The following is a 21238-nucleotide window of genomic DNA, read 5'->3' on the forward strand; positions in this document are numbered from 1 at the left end:
ATGCCGGCGGCTTGCCCGACCGCCGGCGTGGTTTCAGCTTGGATGATGTAGAGCGGCCCCGTCGGGATCGTCACTTAATCGACCACTCGGTGGCCGACTCCAACCGCATCGTCTTGGTGTGCACCGCCACCACGCCGGGGAGGATGCCGACGCGGAGGTCGTTCGAGAGCAGCGTCGGCGTCGTGAGGTTCGCCGCGGGTTGCCACGGCCAATCTGGACCGCGAAGCGACACAAGCACACGAGTATCACGCGCAAGCGTTGTCGATCCGGCGGATAAACCGACAGTCCCAGAGTCCTCGATCGACAATACGCGATACCAGTTCAGTACGAGCCGCGGCTGCGTCGGGGTGCTGATCGGGTGCGGGCCAGTAAGCATCAGATACTGCCCCACACGGAGGTTTTCGAACGGGCTTGTAGTGATTGTGTCCTCAGCCACGGGACGACGTTCTAGTAGCAAATCGCCTCCATTCGGATTTGACGAGACAACGCTAGCCCTGACGAGGCGTTCGTTGCTCAGAGCGGCATCGTTGCCACTACCGACGACCCTCTTGTGGAAGACCACCGCCGACACTTCGTAGGGATGAGCGTCGGGCGTCGCCACCAGGGCGTCGCGCGCCGGCGACGAACTTGGCGACACCGAGATAACCCACGAGTACTCGCCTCGCGCTTGTCGGACGCTCGCCAGACCGCCGGGGAGTTGTTCCCATAAGCCTTGCGCTGGTTCATCGCCGCTCTCGGGCAGCGAGAGAGCAAGGTCGTCCGCAGCCGAGAAGCCCCTGGCCGCTGACGGTCCTAAGCGGTTGTACTGCTGGATAGCCGCCGTCGCTGATGGGACCGTGGTGGTAATGCGCCTTACGGGCCACATTTGGCCGTTAGGGTCTGATCCGTTAGTCGGCCCCGCTGTCCAAGGACTCCAATTATCTGCTTGGTAACTGATCCCACGAGAGGCAGGGAATCGGCGACCGACACGAGAGTCGATGCCGGTCCCCGCAAACCTCCGAAACGCGTCCATCGACGACTCTTCGAGGGCCCGCGACATGCCAATCGGGTCGATGACGAAGGCGCCGCCGGCGATGCGGTTCCGATAAACGGGCATCGAGCCGCCACTGACCGCTGCGCCGGCAGCCGTAGGGAATTTGACGGGCAGTGATTTCTCCAATAGCGGCATGCTATTGAAGTTTGTTGTGGCGATAGCGCTGATGTCGATGGTTACCCAGTTCTTCGGGTCCAAATGCCCGCGGATAATCGCGTCCTCCAGCGCCGCCTGCGCGACCGCGCCGCCGCGGTCGGCGATGTCGCCCGACTGCATGTAGAAACCGCCCACCGGGAACACCGCCGCCACGCCCAACAGGCCGAGCGTCAGCAGGCCCATCGCGATCAGCACCTCGGCGAGGGTGAGCGCGCGGCGCGAAAGGGGAATGCGGAATGCGGAATGCGGAATGTTAGAACTCACACGCGACATGGGTTTTGACTTTGACGGCAATCGCCCCTCGGTTTCCACGGCATCGTTCAAGGCGGCTGGCCGGCGCCCCCTTCCCCTCTCCCCTTTCGGCATTCCCCTTCCAGGTCACCTTCCCCCCGCCGTCGTCCGCGACGAGGCGTTCTCAATGGCGGCAGCGAGTTGCTGATCCACCGTCGCCGTTAGCGGGCCCGGGTAGACGCCGCTCGTGGCGATCGTTGAGACCGCCCCGCTCTGCCCGCCGACGAGCACCCAGCGGCTGTCGAGGTTCAACCAATTGTACTGGTCCATAACAACCTTGGCCTCGGTTTCGCTGAGGTTGCGGGCGACGATGTCGCGCTCGAGGTTGATCGGCTCGTTGTGATTCATCGGCGCCGTTAGGGCGGCGGCCCCCTCGGTCTGTTTGGGGGGGATCAGTTCGCGGCGGCCGACGCACAGGGCCAGTGTGCTGGTCACGTTCTGCGGCGTCATCGGCTGACCGGCGTTGTCAAACAACCCATAGACGCGATCGATGTTGCCTTGCGGTGAGAACAACACCATCACCGGGTTCCGCATCGCGACGAAGTCGTTGGTGGCGGAATCGATCGAGGCGTAGCTGGGGCGAAAGACCCTGAGCCCGGAGGTGAACACGCTCGCCTGCAAGTCGACAGCCACGCTACCGGGCATCTCCAGCGGCTCGCCCCCCGCGGGGACGGGCTGGCGCTGGATTTGGTACGGTGTCGGCGCCGTCGCGAAGAAGGTGGAGCTTGCGCCGCTGGCCTGCAACTGCTGCTGACCGACGGCGACGCCCTCGGAGTCGTAGAGGAAGCTCAGATTCGCCGAGTCGGGGCCGGCGATCGTCACGCTAAAGACGGGATAGTTGGCTGAGGTGTAGTTGCCGGTCGTATTGAAGTAGCCCTGGCCGCTGCTGGTCGAGTCGATCGGCGTGTAGGCGCGACCGGCGAAATTGCCAGTCGCCGCTCCGAGCACGAACGTGTGCTTGCCGACGACGACCGTGTCGCCCGGGCGCAAGAAGCGATCGGGGACGAGGTCCACGTCGTAACCGGCGGGGAGCATGTCAGTCCCGGGAGCATTCGCCGTTCCTAGACGCACGAACTGCAGCGCCAACTGCTGGCTATTGCTGTCGATACAGACCCTCGCCAGCGACGAGCTATCCATCCCCGAGTAGTGCGGCGGGACCTCGACGTACTCGGCCCGCACGCAGACGGCGTTGTCGGCGCCACGCTCGGTGTCGGCCGACAGGCGTTGGAAGGCGACGCCGAACGGCCGGCCGGTCTCGATCGCCCGCGCCTGGGCGCCCTGCAAGTAGGCGTTGAGATTCCGCGACGCCTCGCGGATCCGTTTGTTGTCCCCGCCGGGCGAGAGGATCGGGATCACCGTGGTGACGAGCGTCGTCACCAAGACGATCACGACCAGCAGCTCGACGAGCGTCATTGCGGATTGGCGATTGCGGATTGCGGATTGCAGCTTTCGAAAGCTGACCGCTGACCGCTGATTGCTAACCGCTCTTTCGAAGCGCATCGCTTCGTCCTGTTGGTTGGGAGTCGCCATTGGCCCGGCGGCTCGCCAAGGTGGATTCATCTTGTTTTGAATACTTGTGGCCTGGATGACTTGCGACCCCGTTTACTTGCGACCCCAGTTACTTGCGACTGAGCTCGCCCACGTTGTGGTTGGTGATGTCGTCGCCGGCGAGTTCGGCTTCGATGTCCCGAGCAGCGTCGTCGGGGGTATCCGTCGCCTCACCTAACAAGACGTCGGCATAAGGGTTGAGCGTCGCGATGTAGTTAGCTCCGCTGAGGGTTCGCACGCCGATCTCCTCATCGCCGCCGCCCGAAATGATCAGCGGCGTCAGCCGCCAGCCGCGTAGCAAGCCGGAACCGGCGGGCGGGTCCAAGCGGAAGAGGTCAAACGGGTCGTGGTCTTCGAGGAGCTGTTCGGCGACGACGTTCGGGCCCAGGCGGGGGTTGCTCGCGGTGCGCTCGAGAGACCGGAAGCTCAGCTGCGCGTCGGAGTCGAAGCCGGGGGCCCAGCGGAGGAACGCGATCGGCTTGCCCCAGCCGTCGAGGAACTCAAACGCGCCGTCGCCATCGGTGTCGCCGATGTCGTTGGGCTTGAACATACCCCGCGCTTCGCCGTCGCCCGTGGCGTTCATAATGATCAGGTACAGGCACTCGGCCGATTCGTTTGCGAGAATGTCGTCGTCGGTGTTGGGTAGTCCCGTCACCGTGTTGGTACGCCCAACCAATTGGTTGTAAGCCCTGGCGTAGGTCTCGTAGAGAGCGGGGACTCGCTGGAGCACGACGCCGGGACGGCCCGAGCTAGGAGGTATGATCTGCGGCGGATTCTGCACGGCACCGTTGAGTATGTCGCTCCAGCGATCGGGCATCTCCAACTTCATGAGCTCGCGCAGTCCTGCGAGACGTGCGTAGGCGCGCATCCGAGGATCGCCGGGACCGCCGGGTTGTGGCGGATTCAAGCCGTTCGGGCCAGTTGGGTAGACGAACCCTGTAACTGCCGCGAGACTTGTGCGGTAAACGGCAGTGTCGGTAAACGGCTGAATCTCCACCCGATGATTGCGGTACCCGTCGTAGCGCTCGATCACCAGCGTGTGCAGCCGGGCGATCAACGACTTGGTCCGGGCGTTGCGCGCCACTTCGCTGGCGACCGCCGCGGCGCCCAAGAGGAGCGACGCCAGGATGCCGATGATCGCGATCGCGACCATCAGCTCGACGAGGGTGAGCGCCCGACGGCGAAAGTGGAAAGGGGAAAGGCGAAAGTGGAAGGAGCGCGCAGAGGGGGACTGTGCTAGGCGATAGCTTCGCATTCCCCTTTCCGCATTCCCCTTTCCGATTTCGATCATTCCTGTGCCCCCTCCAAGATGCCGTTGGTGAAGTTGGCCTGCGTGTCGGCGAGCTCCGCCGTCCACGGGCCTTCGGGGTAGAGCGTCTCGGTCGGGGCCATCGTTCCGTCGTTGACAACATGCGGGAACGCCAGCGATGCGCCGCTATTGGGGTCGATGAACAACCACTCGCGGTCGAAGCCGGCGTGGAGGACTTGGAACTGGCCCTTGTTGGCGAAATCGTAACCCGCGCCCACCGATTTGCGTTGCTTGATCGCGTAGACGAGCTTCGTTTGGTCGAGCAGTTCTTGAAGCCCTTCGGAGCCGTTGTGGCTGACCGGCTCGGTGGCCGCCGGGACGTCGTTCGCGGCGGTGACGCCCGAGCCGCGCGAGGCGTCGAAGTAGACGTACGGCGCGGGCGAGTTGCCCGGCGTCAGCACCCACATGTTGATGCGGCGCCTCGTATTGCCACTCGGGTCGCGCGGGTCGGCGTAGTCGATGAACCGGGTGTAATTCTTGGAGAAGTAGCCGTCATTGCCGCGCGGACCGAGGTTCTCGACCTTGATGCCCAGCTGCCACGACCGCTGGTCGATCGGGTCGGCTTCGCTCGCGTCGGTCACGCCGTTGGGGAGCGTCGAGATGAGGTACGACGGGCCGCCGCTTCCGGTGATCGGATACTTCGGGTCGCTGCTGAATCCACCGACCCAGAACACGGCCGCCTCGGCCGCGGTCATGCCGCCGGGGAGGTTCGTGGCGATGTTCTGCTCGCTGGTCGTTGCCACGCCTACTAAGGCCTTGATCAGCGCCTCGTGCTCGCGGTGCTGCGGGAAGGCTTTCAGCATGAACTGCTTGAAGTCGGTGAGGACGGTGTTTTCATTGATCGGGCCGCCCGCATCGGTCTGGGCGTTCGGCGGGAAGCTGCCGGACGAGTTTTTGAGGTCCTTGATGGCGGCGTCGATCTGGTTGATCTCGGTAGTGATCGCCGCCCGCTGCGCCGCAATCCGCGCCTGCTGCACGCCCACGAGCAACAGCGCCGTGAGGATGCCGATGATCGTGATGACGACCAGGAGCTCCACGAGGGTGAAGCCGGGACGGCGAGGCGCGCTGGTCCGTGACGCCAATGCGGAATGCGGAATGCGGAATGCGGAATGTCCGCGATCAGGCCGCTCTCGTTCTTCGATCCGCATGGTTTCGTTCCTTCCGTTATTGAAAAGTCTCAAGTTATTCCGCCTTCCCCTTTCCACATTCCCCATTCAGGAGAGGCCCTCGATCAGCTTCACCAGCGGGATGAACAGCGCGATGACGATGAAGCCGACGGCGCCGCCGAGGAAGATCACCAAGAGCGGTTCGAGTAGCTTCGTTAGCGAGTCGGTCCGCACGGCGACGAGCTCGTCGTACACGTCGGCGATCTTGTAGAGCATCGTGTCGAGCTCGCCGGTCTCTTCGCCCACGTCGACCATGTTCACCACGAGGTCGTCCACGATCCGCTGCTTGTACTTGAGGAGGTACAAGAGCAGGCCGATCGGGCCACCGACGAAGCAGAACCAGAACAGCGCCGCGATGGGGTGGAATCCCGGCACCGAGTTCAGCTTCATCGGGGCGGCGATCGCTTCGCCCTCACGGATGGCGTCGCTGATCTTCTGATACATCCGCTCGAAGATCGCGTTGCCCGCCGTATCGCGGGTGATGTTGAGCGCCTCGAGGATCGGCACGCCCGAGGCGATCAGGGTGCCCAGCGTCCGCGTCGTCCGCGCGAGGATGTTCTGCTCCACTAGCGGGCCGAAGATCGGCACCTTGAGCGTGAACTGGTCCCAGCCGATGCGGCCGTGTCTGAATTTTCGTAGGAGTTTGATGAACAGCCAGATACAGACCGGGATGCCTGGGATCAGGTACCAGTAGTTGACCGTCCAGTTCGAGACCGCGACGAGGAACAGCGTCGCGGTGGGGAGTTCGAGGCCGAAGTCGTCGAAAATCTGTTCGAACGCCGGGACAATGGCGATCATGATGAACGTCAAGATGCCGACCGCGACGGTGACGACCACCACCGGGTAGATCATCGCCCCTTTGATCTTACGCTTGAGAGACTCGGATCGTTCTTTGAAGTCGGCCAGACGCTGGAGAATGAGCTCCAGGGCGCCGCCCGCCTCGCCCGCCTTGATCATGTTGACGTAGAGCCGGTCGAAGCACTTGGGGCTCTTGGACATCGCCTCGGAGAGCGTCGAACCGCCCTCGATCTCTTCGCAGGTGTCTTCGAGCGAGTACTTGAGGCGTCCGGGCTTGGCCTGCTCGGCGAGGATGCGCAAGCTCCGCACGATCGGCAGGCCCGCGTCCTGGAGGATCGAGAGTTGGCGGGTGAACGTGGTCAGCTCACGCGACTTCACGCCGCCGAACACGAAGCCGCGGTTCTTCTTCTTCGCGCTTGCCGTCTCGGCCTTCTTACGGACCTTCTTGACGTTGATCTTGGTGACGAAATAGCCCATCTGGCGGATCGTCGCCTGCGCTTCTTCCTCCGTGGGCGCTTCGATCACGTCCTTGATCTCGGCGCCGGTGGCGTCCATCGCTTCGAATTGAAACGTCGGCATGGTGTTTCCTTCGGAAACAGCGGTTAGCAGTTAGCGGTTAGCCAGTTACTGTGCGGTTCGTCTGTCGTCAGCTAACGACCAACAGCCAACCGCTAATTGCTTCTTAAGCTTCCAGCACCGTCTCGCGGACGACTTCGTCCACGGTGGTGGTGCCCTCGTACATCGCCTTCATGCCGGCCGAGCGGAGGGTGACCATGCCCTCCTTCTCGGCCGCGTTACGGAGTTCTTCGGTCTGGCAATTCTGCATGATCAGGTCGCGGAGGTGATTCGACATGATCAACAGCTCGAACAGGCCGACGCGGCCCTTGTAGCCGGTGTTGTTGCAGATTTCGCAGCCGCCGCCGCGGTAGAACTTCTTCCCTTTCACGTCGGCGGGGGTGAGGTCGAGGTCCGCCAGCAGCTCGGCCGAGGGGTGGTACTCTTCCTTGCAGTTCTTGCAGATGCGCCGCACCAGTCGCTGGGCGAGGATCGCCTCGACCGTCGCGGTGATGAGGAACGTCGGCACGCCCATGTCCTTGAGGCGGGTGATCGTGCTCGGCGCGTCGTTGGTGTGCAGCGTGGAGAACACGAGGTGGCCCGTCAGCGACGCCTGCACCGCGATCTCGGCGGTCTCCAGGTCGCGGATCTCGCCCACCAGCACCTTGTCGGGGTCCTGGCGGAGGACCGCGCGGAGGATCGCCGCGAACGTATTGCCGATCGCCGAGTCGATCGGCACCTGGACGATGCCGTCGATGTCGTACTCGACCGGGTCCTCGGAGGTGATCAGCTTGTCCTCGATCGTGTTCAGCTCCGACAACGCCGAGTAGAGCGTCGTCGTCTTGCCCGAGCCCGTCGGCCCGGTGACGAGGACAATCCCGTTGGGCTTGATGATGGCCCGGCGGAACTTCTCCATCGTCTCTTTATCGAGGCCGACGTTTTCCAAGCTCAGGTTCACCACCGAACGATCGAGCACCCGCATCACGACCGACTCGCCGAACATCGTCGGCAACACGCTCACCCGCAGGTCGACCGGGTGACCGCCGACGGTGAGTTCGATGCGGCCGTCTTGCGGCAGGCGGCGTTCGGCGATGTCGAGGTTCGCCATCACCTTGATGCGCGTCGTAATGGCGAACGCCAGGTGACGCGGCGGCGGGACCATCTCATACAAGACGCCGTCCGCCTTGATGCGGATGCGGAACTCGTCCTCGAAGGGCTCGAAGTGGAGGTCGCTGGCGTGGTCCTTGATCGCCATCAAGAGGACCATGTTGAGCAGCTTGCGAACCGGGGCGCTGTCGGCGAGGGCCTCGACGCTCGTCAGGTCGATCGGACCTTCCTTCTCGAGCGCCGCGGCGGCCGCGGCCAACTCGGTGTCGTCCTCGAGCGACTCGACGATCGACTCGACGCTATCGGTGTTCTCGCCGTAGTACCGCTCGAGGGCGGCGCTGATGCTCGAATCGCTCGCGACCTGAATCTTGATGTTGTGCCCGAGGAACGTCCGCAACTCGTCCTGGACGCCCAGGTTCTGCGGGTCGGCCATCGCGATGGTGAGCGTGCCCGTCCCTTCGTCGAAGTGGATCGGGATGACCCGGTACATCTGCGCCATCGGCGTGGAGACCATCGACAGCACGGGCTTGGCGATCTTCACCTCGTGCGGCGAGACCACCTCCAGCACCAGTTGCTCGGCGACGGCCTGCGTGAGCTTCTCCTCATCGATCAGGCCCATGTCCATCGCGACGCGGCCGATCAGCAGCCCGGGCTGCTGTTTCTGCTCGTCAACGAGCAGGTCGAGCTGCTCGTCGTCGATAAAGCCCATATCGACCATGACTTGGCCGAGCCGTCGCATCGCCATAACGGATTCGCGTGGGGGTTGGGGGAGGAGTGCGGGTCTAGCGGTGGAAGATCGGGTAAGTGCAGCCTACGCAGCGGATCAGTGTTCTTCTTGTTCGCGGTCGGCGAAGGGATCGCCCTCGTTGCGGTCCCAGGCGGCCATCCGCACAGCGAGCTGTTCGGCCTCGTTGCACTTCTCGAGGGCGGCCTCCTTGGTGATGCTTCCCTCGGTGTAATGCTTGTAGATGTGGTCGTCGAGCAACTGCATGCCCATCTTGGCGCCGGTCTGGATCGCCGAGGTGATGCGGAAGATCTTGTTCTCGCGGATCAGGTTGGCGATGCCCGGCGTGACGATCAGTGTCTCGAACGCCGCGACGCGGCCGCCGCCAACCTTCTTCAGCAGTTGCTGAGAGAGGATGCCGATGATCGCCGAAGCGAGCTGCGTGCGAATCTGGTCCTGCTGGTTGGTCGGGAAGACGTCGATGATGCGATTGATCGTGCCCGCGGCGCTACTGGTGTGCAGTGTGCCGAACACGATGTGGCCGGTTTCGGCGGCGGTGATGGCGGCCTCGATCGTCTCGAGGTCACGCATTTCGCCGACGAGGATCACGTCCGGGTCCTGACGCAACGCGCGCCGGATCGCCTCGGAGAAGCTCGTGACGTCGGTGCCGACCTCACGCTGGTTGATCGTCGACTTCTTGTGGTTGTGTTGGAACTCGATCGGGTCTTCGATCGTGATGATGTGGTGATCGACGTTGTCGTTCAGGTAGTCGATCATCGCCGCGAGCGACGTCGATTTTCCCGAACCCGTCGGCCCCGTCACCAGCACCAAACCGCGGGGCCGCTGGATGATCTTCTTGAAGATCTCCGGCAGCTTCAGCTGGTCCATCGTGTAGAGGTCGACCGGGATCTGCCGGAGGACCATCGCCACCTTGCCGCGTTGGCGGAACACCGACACGCGGAACCGCGCCTGATCGCCGAACGCGAAGCCGAAGTCGGTGCTGCCGGTCTCTTGGAACTCTTGCTGGCAGCGGTCGGGCGTGATGCTCTTCATCAGGCCCATGGTGTCGGCCTCATCGAGCACCTTGGTCTTGAGTTTCTGCATCCGGCCGCTGAGGCGCAGCACGGGCGGCTGGCCCACCGTGATGTGCAGGTCGCTCGCGCCCTGCTTCACCACCGCCGAGAGCAGCTTGTCGATGAGAATCGTGCCCATACCGCTTTATCTTCGCCGCTAGGTTTCGCTTGAAAGGTGTTTCGTCGCCGAGCGGGCGCGCACGCCCCCCGTCTCCATAGTTTAACAACAAACGGCGGCTCTGCCCCGCGCCGTTGGAGGGAAACGCCCGGAAGGCGCAGCCACACCCCATTCGGCGCGCGAGCGCGTCGTTCGCTTCAGCCCGGGGCTTGCCCGCACCGGGAAAAGGCGGCCGTTGGGCCGCCGGCGGGCCTCCCGGATCGCCTCCATACGCCGGATCGGGCGCTGGGGCGGCGGGTCGAGAAGGCTCTGTTCCTGTGCCGGCGGGGGCCAGCCGTCGGCAGCCACATTATCTGCTCGTCACGCCGATCGCACAAGTTTTTTGCAGCCCTGGGGTTAGCGCGCAGGCCGGGCCCGTCGCCCCGGCGGCCCTCCCAGCCCGCAAAGGTGGACCAAACGGGCCCCAAGGAAGAGCCGCCACCCTTATTTAGCCCCCCGTCATTGACGGGGGGCTAATTGCGGCGCGACGCCAATCGCGCCCCCCCGGCCCCGCCGTGAGCTAGGGTTTCAACAGACCGGCGCGTCCCGAAGGGGCCCTTCGGTCTCCCTCCTCCGTTTCCCTCCTCGCGACTCCCCCCAAGAGCCATGTCGCTCTCCCCTGCGCCGATCCTCACGCCGCCGGCTATTGGCGTCCTCCCGCCGGGGCCGTCCCGTGCGCCCGCGCCGCCCCCGGAGCGGCCCGCCGCCACGGTCAAAGTGTTGCATGTCGTCAACGGCGAGCATTACTCCGGCGCCGAACGCGTCCAGGACCTCTTGGGGCTGACGCTGCCGCAGTTCGGCTATGCGGTCGGATTCGCGAGCCTCAAGCCGGGCAAGTTCGGCGACCACCGTAATTCAATCGACTCACCACTGTACGAAGTCCCGATGCGGGGCCGCTGGGACCTCGGGGTCGCCCGCCGGCTAGCAAACGTGATCCGCCAGGAGGAATACTCGCTGGTCCACGCCCACACGCCCCGGTCGCTGCTGGTCTCGTACCTAGCGTCACGGCTGGCGGGCGTCCCGTTGGTCTACCACGTCCACAGCCCAGCGAGCCGCGATTCGACCCGCCGACTGGCGAACTGGGCCAACCACTGGGTCGAGCGCGGCTGCGCGAACCGGGCCGACCGGCTGCTGACCGTCTCGCCGACACTGACCGAGCACATGCGGCGGATGGGCGTCTCGCCCGACAAGCTGCACTGCGTCCTCAATGGGGTGCCCCGGCTCCCCGAGGAGGTCGCCCGCCGCCGCCGCCAGCCGATCGCGCCGTTCAACGTGGCGATGATCGCGCTGTTCCGTCCGCGGAAGGGGGTCGAGGTCCTGCTCGACGCCCTTGCCGCGCTGCGGGCGCGCGAGCTCGATGTCCGTCTCGAGGCGATCGGTCCGTTCGAGACCCCCGAGTACGAACAGCAGGTCCGGGCCCGCGTCAAAAAGCTCGGCCTCGAGGAGCACGTCCATTGGAGCGGCTTCACCGACGACGTGAACGCGGCGCTGGCCGGAGTCGACGCGTTGGCGTTGCCAAGCCTGTTCGGCGAGGGCCTGCCGATGGTCGTATTGGAGGCGATGGCGGCCGGCTTGCCGGTGGTCGCGACGCGCTGTGAAGGGACCACCGAGGCGATCCTCCACCGTGAGACCGGCTTCATCGTCGAGCCCGGCAGCGTCAACCAACTCGCCGACGCGCTCGAAGAACTCTTCAACGGCGATACCGACTACCCCCGCATGGCGCTGGCCGCCCGCGAACGCCACGCCGACCACTTCAGCACCGAAGCAATGGCGCGGAGCGTCGCGGGGGTGTATGACGGGCTGCTGCGCAGCAGGGGTTAGGGACGGGGGGCAAGGGACGAGGGGAAACTGCTCAGACGCTGACGCGTCCGACCGACCGACCATCGTCGCTGCCACGCCACTATCAGCCGCGGGGCCTTAGCCACCGGTTCTGCGGTTCAGATCGGTCTCGCGGCGCAACCCTCACCCTCTCAAGCCTCAGGCCTCACACCGCTTCAGCGGCGTTCGGCAGGCGCTGGTCCTTGACCCTGGCCCGGGGCGGCGGCCATTTGTGGTTGCTCGACGACGCGGGTCCAGCCGATCGGCGTCCGTGGGGCTTGGAACAGGCTGTTCCAGATCGCGGTGACGCGGCTGTTGATCGAGGCGTCGGACAGCTTGAACGTGTAGGTCGTCTGGCTGCTGTCCGGCGCGGTGACGCGCATCGCGCTGGGGAGCATCCGCTGGGAGTCGAGCATCAACTCGACGAGGCGATAGTTGGCGGCGTCTTGTTGACGCTTGGGCATCGCGGCGAGCCAGATCGACCCCTCCGGCGCGCGCGGGTCGACCCGCAGCCAGTAGCGCTCTTTGAGCATGTCGGCCTTCGCGCCGAACAAGAACGGCAGAGGGCCGTCGGCGATGTTCTGGCCCTGCATCTGGGGCGGGATGGGCGTCTCGACGAGTTGCTTCTCTTTGGCGCGGTACTCGTAGACTTTCTCGCCGTCGCAGACCCAGTGCTCGCCAATCAGGTTCGAGTTAGCGACCCGCTTGCTCTGCGCGGCGTCCCAAGTGAGCAGCTCCTTGACGTGGAAGCTCCCCTTGTCGGGCTTCTGGTAACTGACGGCGCCGTAGCCCTCGCTCTTGGCGATCGGCTGGCCGGCCTCGTCCTTGCCCGGGCCGAAGACCGGGTCGTAGACGAACTGCGTGAAGTCGCAGTTGAAGGTGTTGATCTTGCCCGACTCTTGCTCCCACTTGGTGAGCACGTCGTCGAGGTAGGCCTGCTCGATCGCCGTGAGCGTGAAGCCGGCCGGCGCCTGCGCGAGCGCGGCTCCGGCGACGAGGGCGAGCGACAACAGAGCGGTGATCGAGCGGACGAGCATCGGGCGTTCCTTGGCGGGGACGCAGTGGGTTGGTGGTTGCGGGGCCGCGGAGCTTAGCAGGGCAGCCGAAGCCGCTCTATGCCGATCGCCGGACGTCGGGGGGAAGACGGATGCATCCCCCCGAAAGAGTGGTTTCGTCGAGATGCTTCTCGGGGGCCCTAGGAGGCAATTTAAGCCTTCGGGCGCGGGGGCCTAGGTAAACCCTGAGGAGACGCGCATGAGTGCCTCTAAGGGCCCTTTTTGGCCTCCTGGACGCATGTGCACGGCTTCGCCCAACCCGCGGGGTGGCGGACTCTACCTGAACACCCCCCTGCGGAGGTGTTTGGCTGAGCCGTGGGCGGTAGCCTTCGGTGGGAAGATTGAGACCCGCTTCCCACCGAGGGCTCGCGCCCACGGCTCAGATCCAACGGGGTGGTTGGGTCCAGACGGGGGCATTTGGCGAATCGGTGGGAGCGATTTCGCCAGGATCGTTCCAACTGCGAAGGATCGGCCCGGCGCTATTCGTGATCGCGAATGTCGTCTTGCCGGCTAGTGGAAAAGACCTAACGAAAGCATCGCGGCGGCGGTTTACGCTGGCCTCGTGCCCATCCCTCGCTCCCGCCGCTGCGACGTTCTGCTGACGTATGCGAACGGCTTGGTCTGGTCGCTGGGAAACGGGCTCGTCTCGACCACGCTGGTGACCTACCTGGCCCTCGACCTTGGCGCCAGCGGCGTCGCGATCGCTTGGCTGCTTGCCGCGCCACGGTTCGCCGGGGCGCTAAGGGTCGCGGCGCCGGCGCTGGTGGCCGCGGGGGCGCGAATCGGGTGGGGTCGCAAGGCGTTCTGCCTCGGCTGCTTCGCGGCCAGCGGCGTGGTGCTGGCCCTCGTGCCGACCGTGGCATGGGGGTACGACGACGTCGATGGGCCGGGCAAGCAAGGCCTACGCATTGCCGCGCTCGTCGCCGCTTGGTGCGTTTATCACTTGTTGGAGTACGTCGGCGGGGTCGCGCTCTGGAGTTGGATCGGCGATCTCTACCCACGGCGGTTGCGGAGTCGATTGTTGGGTGGACGCGAGCGCTGGCTGACGCTGGGTCGCGTCATCGGCATCGGCGTTAGCGTGTCGCTCGCCGCCTTGTGGCATGTGGCGCTCCCCGCTTCTTCACGGTGGGCGCCGCTGGCGGCGTCGGCGTCGGTCGGCACGGCGTTGATGGTGCTGGCCCTCGTGCCGCTCGCCTTTGTGACGGCGCTGGCGTCGCGGCCCAGCGCCCGGCCCGCCGCGCCGTGGCGGACCTTGCGCGAAGCGTTGCGCGAACGGCCCTACCGCCGATTATTGATCTACAGCTGTTGGTTCGGTTTCGCCAATGGCGTCACCTCCACCGCGCAGGCGATCTACCCCCGGGCGATCGGCATCCCGTACGAGCAGTTGCAGGCCTATCGCGTCGGCATGTGGTCGGGGCAGTCGGCGATCGCCCCGTGGTGCGGCCGGATGGTCGCCCGCTTCGGCGCGAAGCGCGTCATGCTGCCGGCGCAGTTGGTCGTCGCCACCGGCCCGCTCTGGTTCTTCCTGGCGACGCCCGACCGGCCCTGGTTGATCGGCGTGGCTTTCGCGACTTGGATCGCTTACGCCGCGATCAACGTGGGGCTCGACACGCTGAAGCTCGGCCTCGCCGACCCAAAGAACAACGCGCCGTACCTAGCGGTCTACTATGCGACCAGCGACATCATCAACGGCCTGACGACGCTCGCCGGCGGGCTGCTCTACGACACGCTGAAGCGGGCCGACTCCAACGCGATGCGCGTCTTCGGCGGGCTGTTCCTGGCGGGCTTCGCCTGCCGTCTGCTGGCGGCGCCGTTAATCGCCAAGCTCGTGGAGCAACCGGCACAGGCGGAAGAGTCGCCGGCGTCGTCCTGACTGCTTGGCGGTCAGCAACTGTGGCGATTGTTTCGCCGGCGGCAGGGTCGACCTAGGCGACTCGTTTTCTGGCGTACGGGTTGCCGAACCCAGCTGTTGCCCGGCGCATCGAGGCGCCGAGCCGCGGGTGGTCATCGCGTTCTCCGCAGAACCGCCGCCCGACGACCAGGTCACCGGACGACCCGTCGAGGAAACATGTTCGCCAAAGGATTGGCGCTCGGCTTCGCATTCGCGGTCGCCGGCGCTTGTAACGCTGCGGAAGAGATCGACCTGCTGCTGGGGGAGATCGAAGAAGCGCCCGTCGTTGAAGAGTGCGCCCTCCTCGGCGATTGCTCGCTCAATCTTGGCGAGCGCCTCCGCAACCGCGACCCGCTGTGGTTCGCTGGCGTCGAGGCGACGTTCCTCGACGTGCGTTCGCGCACCGGCGGGCGGATCACCGCGTCGTTCGACGATAGCGACACGGCCGGCACGGAGATCGCTTTCCGTGACGGCGAAGGGATCGACACCGTCTCGCTCGCCCCGCGTTTCTGGCTGGGCCGTCAATTTGGCGAGCGTTGGGGCGTCGTTGGTCGTTACTGGCGTCTGGAGGATAGCGAACTGTCGCGTCCCGACCTCAACACCGACTTGGTGCCAACGCCCCTCCCAACCTTCGGCACGTATGAACAACGCGACCGGGTCGAGGGCTACACGATCGACGTCGAAGGCGTCCGCACCTTCCGGCCGGGCAAGTGGACGTTCGACGGCACGATCGGCGCACGGCACTTGTCGATGCTCAACGAGTCGCAGTTCCATGCGTTCGGCGTGATCACGTCGGGCAACTTCGCCAACCTGCTGCTCGCCAACGGCAGCCAGTTCGAAGGGACCGGCGTGACGATGAGCCTCACCGGCCGTCGCCAGCTCGGCCGCTCGCCGATCTACTTCTTCGCCACCCTTCGCGGCACCAACGCCTACGGCCAGACCGACTCGTTCGGTCGCTCGGCGGGGGCGGTGGCGAGCTCACCGAGTTCTCCGCTTGTCGGCGCCGCCACGGTGACACGCAACAACGCCGACGCGCGGATGGAGATCATCGAGACCCAGATCGGCCTCGACATCGAGCACCAGCTGCGTTGCTGCCGGGCGAAAGCCTTCTTCCGCGTCGCCGGCGAGTACCAGTACTGGGAGCTTAGTGGCCGCCCGACCGGCGGCGCCGGATTCGGCGGCACCATCAACGACCTGACGACCAACTCTTTCGCCTCGGCGGGCCTCGGCGACACGCGGCTGATCGGTCTGGCGCTCAGCACCGGTCTGACTTGGTAACGCGTCGATTCAACTGTGGGAGGGGGCTCCAAACCCCGATGACGGTATCCATTCCCAAACGGCATGGTGCGCGTAATCGGCGTCTGGAGACGCCTCCCACAGAGTTAGTGGTCCCTCATTGAAGTAACTGAGCGTCACTCGTTTCTGCTTGATCCCGATCCAGAAGCTCGCCGACATGCGCCGCGACGCAATCGGCGAGCACCGGCGGGTTGTAGCCCCCTTCTAAGAGGCTCACTAATCGTCCGTCGCAGTGCGCGGCGGCGACGTCGATCACCGACTGCGTCAGGCTGACGAAGTCCTCGACTTCCCAGCCGAGCGAACCCACCGGGTCCGTGCGGTGCGCGTCGAAGCCGGCGCTGAGGATCACCAGTTGCGGCCGCAGCTTGTCGGCGAGGTCGCCTAGCTCTCGGGCGAACAGGCTCGTGCAGCGGTCGCGCGACGTGCCCATCGTGACTGGCAGATTGACCGTTGTGCCGAGGCCGTCACCCGTGCCGGTCTCGTCCGCGGCGCCGGTGCCGGGGTAGAACGGCCAGCGGTGCATCGAGAGGAAGCCGACGCGCGGGTCGCTGTAGAACTCGGCCTGCGTGCCGTTGCCGTGATGGACGTCCCAGTCGACGACCAGCACACGGTCGAGCCCCAGTTCATCCATGGCGACGCGGGCGGCGATCGCGGCGTTGCCGAACAGGCAGAAGCCCATCGCCCCTTCGCGGATGGCGTGGTGACCCGGCGGCCGGACAGCGCAGAACGCCCGCTTGGCTTCGCCGCGAACGACGCGTTCGACGGCGTCGCAAGCCGCCCCAACGCCAAGGGCCGCCACATCGACCGATGCGGGGCTGACGACCGTATCGACCTCCGCCCGCCCGCCCCCGCGGGCCGCCAGGGCCCGGACCGCGGCGAGGTAGTCGGCGTCGTGGCAGAGCAGCAGCCGCTGGTCGCTTACGGGCCGCCAGTCGGGCCGCTCGCAGCGGGCCAGTAGCCCGCCCCGTTCCAGCCGCCCGACGACCTGCTCGATCCGAGCCGGGCACTCGGGGTGGCCGCCCGTCTCGTGGTCGCGGAAGCGGGGATCGGTGTACAGGAGCGTCATAGGAGAGCCGCTTGGTCGTTCAATGTCGAAGTTCAGTCACGGCCGAGGGCGGAATCCCACGGCGTTGCTGAGAGGCGTCTCCGTGGGCTGCCGCCCCGACTAAGGCGTCGACGGAGATGACAGTGCGGGTTGTGGGGGTCGGTAACGGCCGTTTCTCCCCCGAAAGTTGACACTTTCGCGTCGTGGTTGCTAGTGTGGCGATGGACCTCCGCGCTCTCGTGGCGCGGGTCTAAGCCCTTTTGTCGGCGGCGTTTACGAGCGACATCGCTCAACGCCCGCCGGCCCACGAACCGGAACCGATAGGCATGCGTTACTTTTCCGCCGCTCGTCCCCTGCGTCCCCTAGCCGGCTTGATCGCCTTGGCGATCGCCGCCACGGCTGCGCCGACCCTCGCCCAGCGGTACGAGTCCGACGCGATCGAGAGCCGTTTGTCGAACAAGGGCGTCATCGCGCGCCGTTACGCGAAGACCGGCCAGGGCGACGGCGCCGAGTTCAAGGAGTACATCGAGAAGTACTTCTTTCCGGCGATGACGCAGACCACGCCCGAGGGGCTCGCCGACCTCGAAAAGATGCAGGGCGACCTCTTCAAGTCGTTCCTCACCGGCGTCCCCGCCGCGACCCAGAGGTACATGCACGAGCAGGCGCTCGATTTCTCGACGCGTGTCGTCGCCAACCGCAAGTACCATCCCAGCGTGCGCTACAACGCGCTGCTGATGCTCGGCCGGCTCAACGACAAGTACCCCGCCGGCGGCGAAGACCCCACGCCCGCCGCCAAGGGAACGGACCTCTTGTGTTCCCTGACCTCCGCCTCGATCAGCAGCCCCCGGACGCCCAACTACCTGCTCGTCGGCGCGTTGCTCGGTTTGGAGAGGCACGCCAACTACTACCAGCAGCTCCCCCGTCCCCAGCAAGCGAAGCTGATGCGGACGCTCTACGACGTGCTGACGGTGGAGAAGCTCGAAGGCGAGTTCACTCCCGAGGTGCGCGAGTGGATTTTCACACGCACAGCGTCGGCGATCGCCAGCATGAAGACCCCCGGGCCCCAGGGCGTCTTCGTCAAAGGCCTAGCGAAGCGGGTCGGGGACGACACGCTCTCGCTCGAAGCGCGGGCGACCATCCTCCGTGAGCTGGCGGAGATGGAAGCCGAAGCGGGCCAAGACTACGGCGCGGCCATCGCTAAGGCCGCAATCGAGTTGGCCTCCGACATCGGCGAGGAAGAGGCCGAGATCGCCGAGAAGTTCGACGACATGCAGCTGCAGGCGGGCGTCGGCTTCGTCGGCGCGCGGGGTAAGATGTCGCGCCGTGTGACGGTCACGCCTGAGAATGGCCCTCAGCTGTACCGCGAAGGGATCCTCGCCCTGTTCAATGATCTGCAAAAGGGCGTCGCAGCGGCCGCGGACATCAGCCCCGAGGACCAGAAGCCGGCCCTCACCGCGATCAACGAGGCCATCAAAAACGTTGTGAACAAGACAGCCGACAAGGGCACGATCGACCTCGACGTGACCGAGGCCATCAAGCAGATGGCCTCCACCGCCCAAGAAGCGACGGTTCAGCCGCTGGCGAACGCCGAGTGAGCCGCGGCTCGCCCCACGCCTCCCATCCCGGAAACGCCCGACCCCGCGCCGCATGGCAGCGGGGTCTTTCTCTTCGTAACGGATATGCCGGCGACGCGCCGTGCGTAATGTCCGCCGGGAACGAGCTCTGAGAGTCTGGAGAGCTAGGGTTGAGAACCCATAGCCGCGCCCTCGGACCGTCCCGGGTCCCGCGCTCTCTTCCTCCCGAAACAACGCCGACCGCCATGGCCGATTCGCTGCTCGTAGACTGGCAACCGCAAGACTTCGAGACGCTCGAGCGCGGCGTCATCGTCGCCCGGCACCGGCTCGCTGAGACGGGGCTGTTCACCGACGACGCCCTGGCGGAGATCCTCGACTCGCACCCCGCCGAGCACCTGTCCATCAACACGATGGGCAAGACCAAGGACAAGTTCGACTGGCGCGAAGGAGACCGCAACGGCGTCCCCGGCGCCGAGCTGGTGCAGATGGTCCGTGAGGGGCACCTCTGGATCAACTGTCGGCGGATGATGTCGTGCCAGCCCGCCTACGCCGAGGTCGTCAACTCGCTGTACGACGAGCTCGAAGCGAACGCCGCGCACTTCAGCGCCGAAGACCGCACCGCCAACCTGCTGATCAGCTCGCCCGACGCGTGGGTGCCGTACCACGTCGATATGCCGGTCAACATGCTGTGGCACATCCGCGGCCGCAAGCGTGCGTGGGTCTACCCGCACTTCGACAAGCGGTTCGCCTCGGGCTACGTGCTGGAAAAGGTCTGCTACGGCGAGTGGTCGGAGGAAGTCCCTTACGATAGCGACTGGGACAAGTACGCCTTGGTTTTCGACGCCGAGCCGGGGCAGCTGATCACGTGGCCGCAACTGGCGCCGCACCGGGTCGAGAACCTCGAAGGGCTCAACGTCTCGCTATCGACCGAGCACAAAAACGCCCGCGCGCGTCGCCGCCTAAATGTCCACACGGGGAACTACGTCTTCCGCAAGCGCTTCGGCAAAGCTTGCAGCAGCATCGAAGTCGATGGCGTCGCGGCGCACTTCAAGCAGTTCGTCGCGCGGCTCGATCGCTACGCCGGCAAGCTGTTCGGCAAAGAGAAGGAGCAGTGGACGTACCCGATCACGTTCGCGCTCGACCCCAGCGAGCCCGACGGCTTCCGCTTGCTTGACACGGCCGGCGACGCGGCGCCGGCGGCGCATGAGTTGATGGAGGTTTGACGCGAGCGTTCCCCCTCCCTTTTCGGGAGGGGGCTAGGGGGAGGGTTTGCGGCGTCAATCGCATCACCGCTTTGAGTACCTATGCCCTTGCGTACCGCGAATCGCCTAATGCGATCCTCGTAACGGTGAATGCAGACCCTCCCCCCGCTCTTCGGTAGACCGGCCTCCCTAAAAAGGGAGGGGGACTTTTGATCGCCAACTTCGCTTTAGAGACATGCCCCTCGAAGTCCTCAACACACTCGGCGCCCTCCGCCGTCTCGAAAGCGAGTGGCGTACGCTCGCGCTCCCGACGCCGATGCAGTCGCCCGACTGGCTGGTGAGTTGGTGGGAAGCGTTTGGCGAGCAAGACCCAAGCTGCGAGTTGGCGACGCTTGCGGTTCGCGACGACACGGGCGTGTTGATCGGCCTCGCGCCGTGGTGCCTCAAGAGCCGGGCGATCGCTGGCGGTACGCTGCGGTTCCTCGGCGATGGCCGGGCCGCTACCGACCACCACACGCTGATCTGTCGTTCGCCCGAGGACGAGCCGGCGGTCGTCACGGCGGTCGCCAAGTGGCTCGCCGACAACGCGGGCCACGCCTGGCGTCGGCTGCGATTCGAGTCGATCGACGCCGACGATCGGGCGCTGAATCACCTCGAGCGGTTGCTGGTCGAGGCGGGCCTCGACGCCGAGCGCGTCAACGACTGCGGCAGTTTTCACGTCGAGATGGCGCCCGACGGCGTTGAGCCGGCGTGGGACAACTACCTGGCGACCCTCTCGAAGAACCGCCGCAAGCGGCTGCGTCGCTGGGAGCGTGAGTGGTTCGACACGGGCCGCGCCGTGGTGCGTGTCGTAGCAACGGAAGCCGAGCGCGCTGAGCTATGGCCGCTCCTTGTGAAGCTCCATCACGAGCGCCGCGCGGCGCTCGGATACGTCGGCGTGTTCGACGACCAGCGATTCAACCGATTCCACCAACTTGCTAGCGAGCGTTTGCTCGCGGCGGGGCAATTGCGGCTCGCGCTGCTCGAACTCGACGGCGAGCCCGCGGCAGTGGACTACGTCCTGCAAGACGCCCGTTCGCTGTACGTCTACCAAGGCGGCATCTCCGACGCCGGCGTCGAGCTAGAAGCCGGCCACCTGCTGCAGCTCGACTCGTCGCGCACCTCCCTCGCCGAGGGCCGCACGCAAGTCGATCTCTTGCGCGGCGACGAGCCCTACAAGCTCAGCTGGGGCGCTGCCCATCGCCCCGCAACCACGCTCCACGTCCGCCCACGCGACACGGCTGGCACGCTAGAGCGACTAGCGGGCGCCGCCTACCGCTGGGCCCGCGACGCCCGCCGATCGGCCGCCGAGCACAACGCCAACGCCAGCATCCCCAACCCCGCCGAGGCGGGCTCGGGGATCGCCGCGATGCTCGATACGAAGATTCCCTGAGACCCGTC

General features: G+C 65.6%; 15 protein-coding genes. 6 read left to right on the top strand and 9 right to left on the bottom strand.

Going from position 1 to position 21238, the window contains the following annotated elements:
• Nucleotides 1-70: 70 nt before the first annotated feature.
• From Spa11_RS01585 to Spa11_RS01615, 7 genes are all read right to left on the bottom strand, one after another.
• Complete coding sequence (locus Spa11_RS01585) at nt 71-1453, bottom strand: hypothetical protein (RefSeq protein WP_145105909.1); 1383 nt, start codon at nt 1451-1453, stop codon at nt 71-73.
• 114 nt (nt 1454-1567) lie between these two features.
• Nucleotides 1568-2980: a prepilin-type N-terminal cleavage/methylation domain-containing protein gene (locus tag Spa11_RS01590; protein ID WP_197529663.1), complete on the bottom strand. Its 1413-nt coding sequence runs from the start codon at nt 2978-2980 to the stop codon at nt 1568-1570.
• Between the two features lie 118 nt (nt 2981-3098).
• Nucleotides 3099-4319 (bottom strand): type II secretion system protein, encoded by a 1221-nt coding sequence (locus Spa11_RS01595; RefSeq protein WP_315851339.1) that lies wholly within the window; start codon nt 4317-4319, stop codon nt 3099-3101.
• Complete coding sequence (locus Spa11_RS01600; protein ID WP_145105918.1) at nt 4316-5485, bottom strand: type II secretion system protein; 1170 nt, start codon at nt 5483-5485, stop codon at nt 4316-4318. The genes Spa11_RS01595 and Spa11_RS01600 overlap by 4 nt, the downstream gene beginning before the upstream one ends.
• Before the next feature lie 66 nt (nt 5486-5551).
• Nucleotides 5552-6880 carry a type II secretion system F family protein gene (locus Spa11_RS01605; RefSeq protein ID WP_145105921.1) on the bottom strand — a complete coding sequence of 443 codons (1329 nt, stop codon included), beginning with the start codon at nt 6878-6880 and terminating at the stop codon, nt 5552-5554.
• Nucleotides 6881-6983: 103 nt separating this feature from the next.
• Complete coding sequence (locus Spa11_RS01610) at nt 6984-8708, bottom strand: GspE/PulE family protein (protein WP_145105924.1); 1725 nt, start codon at nt 8706-8708, stop codon at nt 6984-6986.
• 78 nt (nt 8709-8786) lie between these two features.
• Entirely contained in the window at nt 8787-9899 is a 1113-nt protein-coding gene (locus Spa11_RS01615) for a type IV pilus twitching motility protein PilT (protein ID WP_145105927.1), read from the bottom strand.
• A 624-nt stretch (nt 9900-10523) separates the two neighbouring features.
• Between Spa11_RS01615 and Spa11_RS01620 the strand changes: the two genes are divergently transcribed.
• On the top strand, nt 10524-11738 hold the full coding sequence (locus tag Spa11_RS01620; RefSeq protein ID WP_145105930.1) for a glycosyltransferase: 1215 nt from the start codon (nt 10524-10526) through the stop codon (nt 11736-11738).
• Between the two features lie 173 nt (nt 11739-11911).
• Here Spa11_RS01620 and Spa11_RS01625 read toward each other — a convergent pair whose 3' ends face one another.
• Entirely contained in the window at nt 11912-12772 is an 861-nt protein-coding gene (locus Spa11_RS01625) for a TIGR03009 domain-containing protein (protein ID WP_145105933.1), read from the bottom strand.
• A 580-nt stretch (nt 12773-13352) separates the two neighbouring features.
• Between Spa11_RS01625 and Spa11_RS01630 the strand changes: the two genes are divergently transcribed.
• Together Spa11_RS01630 and Spa11_RS01635 are read left to right on the top strand one after the other, a co-directional pair.
• Nucleotides 13353-14663 (top strand): MFS transporter, encoded by a 1311-nt coding sequence (locus tag Spa11_RS01630; RefSeq protein ID WP_197529664.1) that lies wholly within the window; start codon nt 13353-13355, stop codon nt 14661-14663.
• Nucleotides 14664-14858: 195 nt separating this feature from the next.
• Nucleotides 14859-15959, top strand: coding sequence for a hypothetical protein (locus Spa11_RS01635; protein WP_145105939.1), 1101 nt, complete (start codon nt 14859-14861; stop codon nt 15957-15959).
• 115 nt (nt 15960-16074) lie between these two features.
• On the opposite strand, the gene Spa11_RS01640 is transcribed toward Spa11_RS01635, so the two are convergent.
• Nucleotides 16075-17043 (bottom strand): histone deacetylase family protein, encoded by a 969-nt coding sequence (locus tag Spa11_RS01640; protein WP_145105942.1) that lies wholly within the window; start codon nt 17041-17043, stop codon nt 16075-16077.
• Between the two features lie 305 nt (nt 17044-17348).
• Here Spa11_RS01640 and Spa11_RS01645 point away from each other — a divergent pair, with 305 nt between their 5' ends.
• From Spa11_RS01645 to Spa11_RS01655, 3 genes are all read left to right on the top strand, one after another.
• Nucleotides 17349-18617, top strand: a complete 1269-nt coding sequence (locus Spa11_RS01645; protein ID WP_145105945.1) for a hypothetical protein — start codon at nt 17349-17351, stop codon at nt 18615-18617.
• Nucleotides 18618-18841: 224 nt separating this feature from the next.
• Nucleotides 18842-19819, top strand: a complete 978-nt coding sequence (locus Spa11_RS01650) for a cupin-like domain-containing protein (protein WP_145105950.1) — start codon at nt 18842-18844, stop codon at nt 19817-19819.
• Between the two features lie 214 nt (nt 19820-20033).
• Entirely contained in the window at nt 20034-21230 is a 1197-nt protein-coding gene (locus Spa11_RS01655; protein WP_145105953.1) for a GNAT family N-acetyltransferase, read from the top strand.
• Nucleotides 21231-21238 lie beyond the last annotated feature (8 nt).

Source organism: Botrimarina mediterranea (assembly GCF_007753265.1).
Classification (GTDB): Bacteria; Planctomycetota; Planctomycetia; order Pirellulales; family Lacipirellulaceae; genus Botrimarina; species Botrimarina mediterranea.

Bases quoted from the DNA above. Each gene is read 5' to 3' on its own strand.
- Spa11_RS01590 (WP_197529663.1), bottom strand. From the start codon at position 2,980: ATGCGCTTCGAAAGAGCGGTTAGCAATCAGCGGTCAGCGGTCAGCTTT.
- Spa11_RS01595 (WP_315851339.1), bottom strand. From the start codon at position 4,319: ATGATCGAAATCGGAAAGGGGAATGCGGAAAGGGGAATGCGAAGCTAT.
- Spa11_RS01600 (WP_145105918.1), bottom strand. From the start codon at position 5,485: ATGCGGATCGAAGAACGAGAGCGGCCTGATCGCGGACATTCCGCATTC.
- Spa11_RS01605 (WP_145105921.1), bottom strand. From the start codon at position 6,880: ATGCCGACGTTTCAATTCGAAGCGATGGACGCCACCGGCGCCGAGATC.
- Spa11_RS01610 (WP_145105924.1), bottom strand. From the start codon at position 8,708: ATGGCGATGCGACGGCTCGGCCAAGTCATGGTCGATATGGGCTTTATC.
- Spa11_RS01615 (WP_145105927.1), bottom strand. From the start codon at position 9,899: ATGGGCACGATTCTCATCGACAAGCTGCTCTCGGCGGTGGTGAAGCAG.
- Spa11_RS01620 (WP_145105930.1), top strand. From the start codon at position 10,524: ATGTCGCTCTCCCCTGCGCCGATCCTCACGCCGCCGGCTATTGGCGTC.
- Spa11_RS01625 (WP_145105933.1), bottom strand. From the start codon at position 12,772: ATGCTCGTCCGCTCGATCACCGCTCTGTTGTCGCTCGCCCTCGTCGCC.
- Spa11_RS01635 (WP_145105939.1), top strand. From the start codon at position 14,859: ATGTTCGCCAAAGGATTGGCGCTCGGCTTCGCATTCGCGGTCGCCGGC.
- Spa11_RS01640 (WP_145105942.1), bottom strand. From the start codon at position 17,043: ATGACGCTCCTGTACACCGATCCCCGCTTCCGCGACCACGAGACGGGC.
- Spa11_RS01645 (WP_145105945.1), top strand. From the start codon at position 17,349: ATGCGTTACTTTTCCGCCGCTCGTCCCCTGCGTCCCCTAGCCGGCTTG.
- Spa11_RS01650 (WP_145105950.1), top strand. From the start codon at position 18,842: ATGGCCGATTCGCTGCTCGTAGACTGGCAACCGCAAGACTTCGAGACG.
- Spa11_RS01655 (WP_145105953.1), top strand. From the start codon at position 20,034: ATGCCCCTCGAAGTCCTCAACACACTCGGCGCCCTCCGCCGTCTCGAA.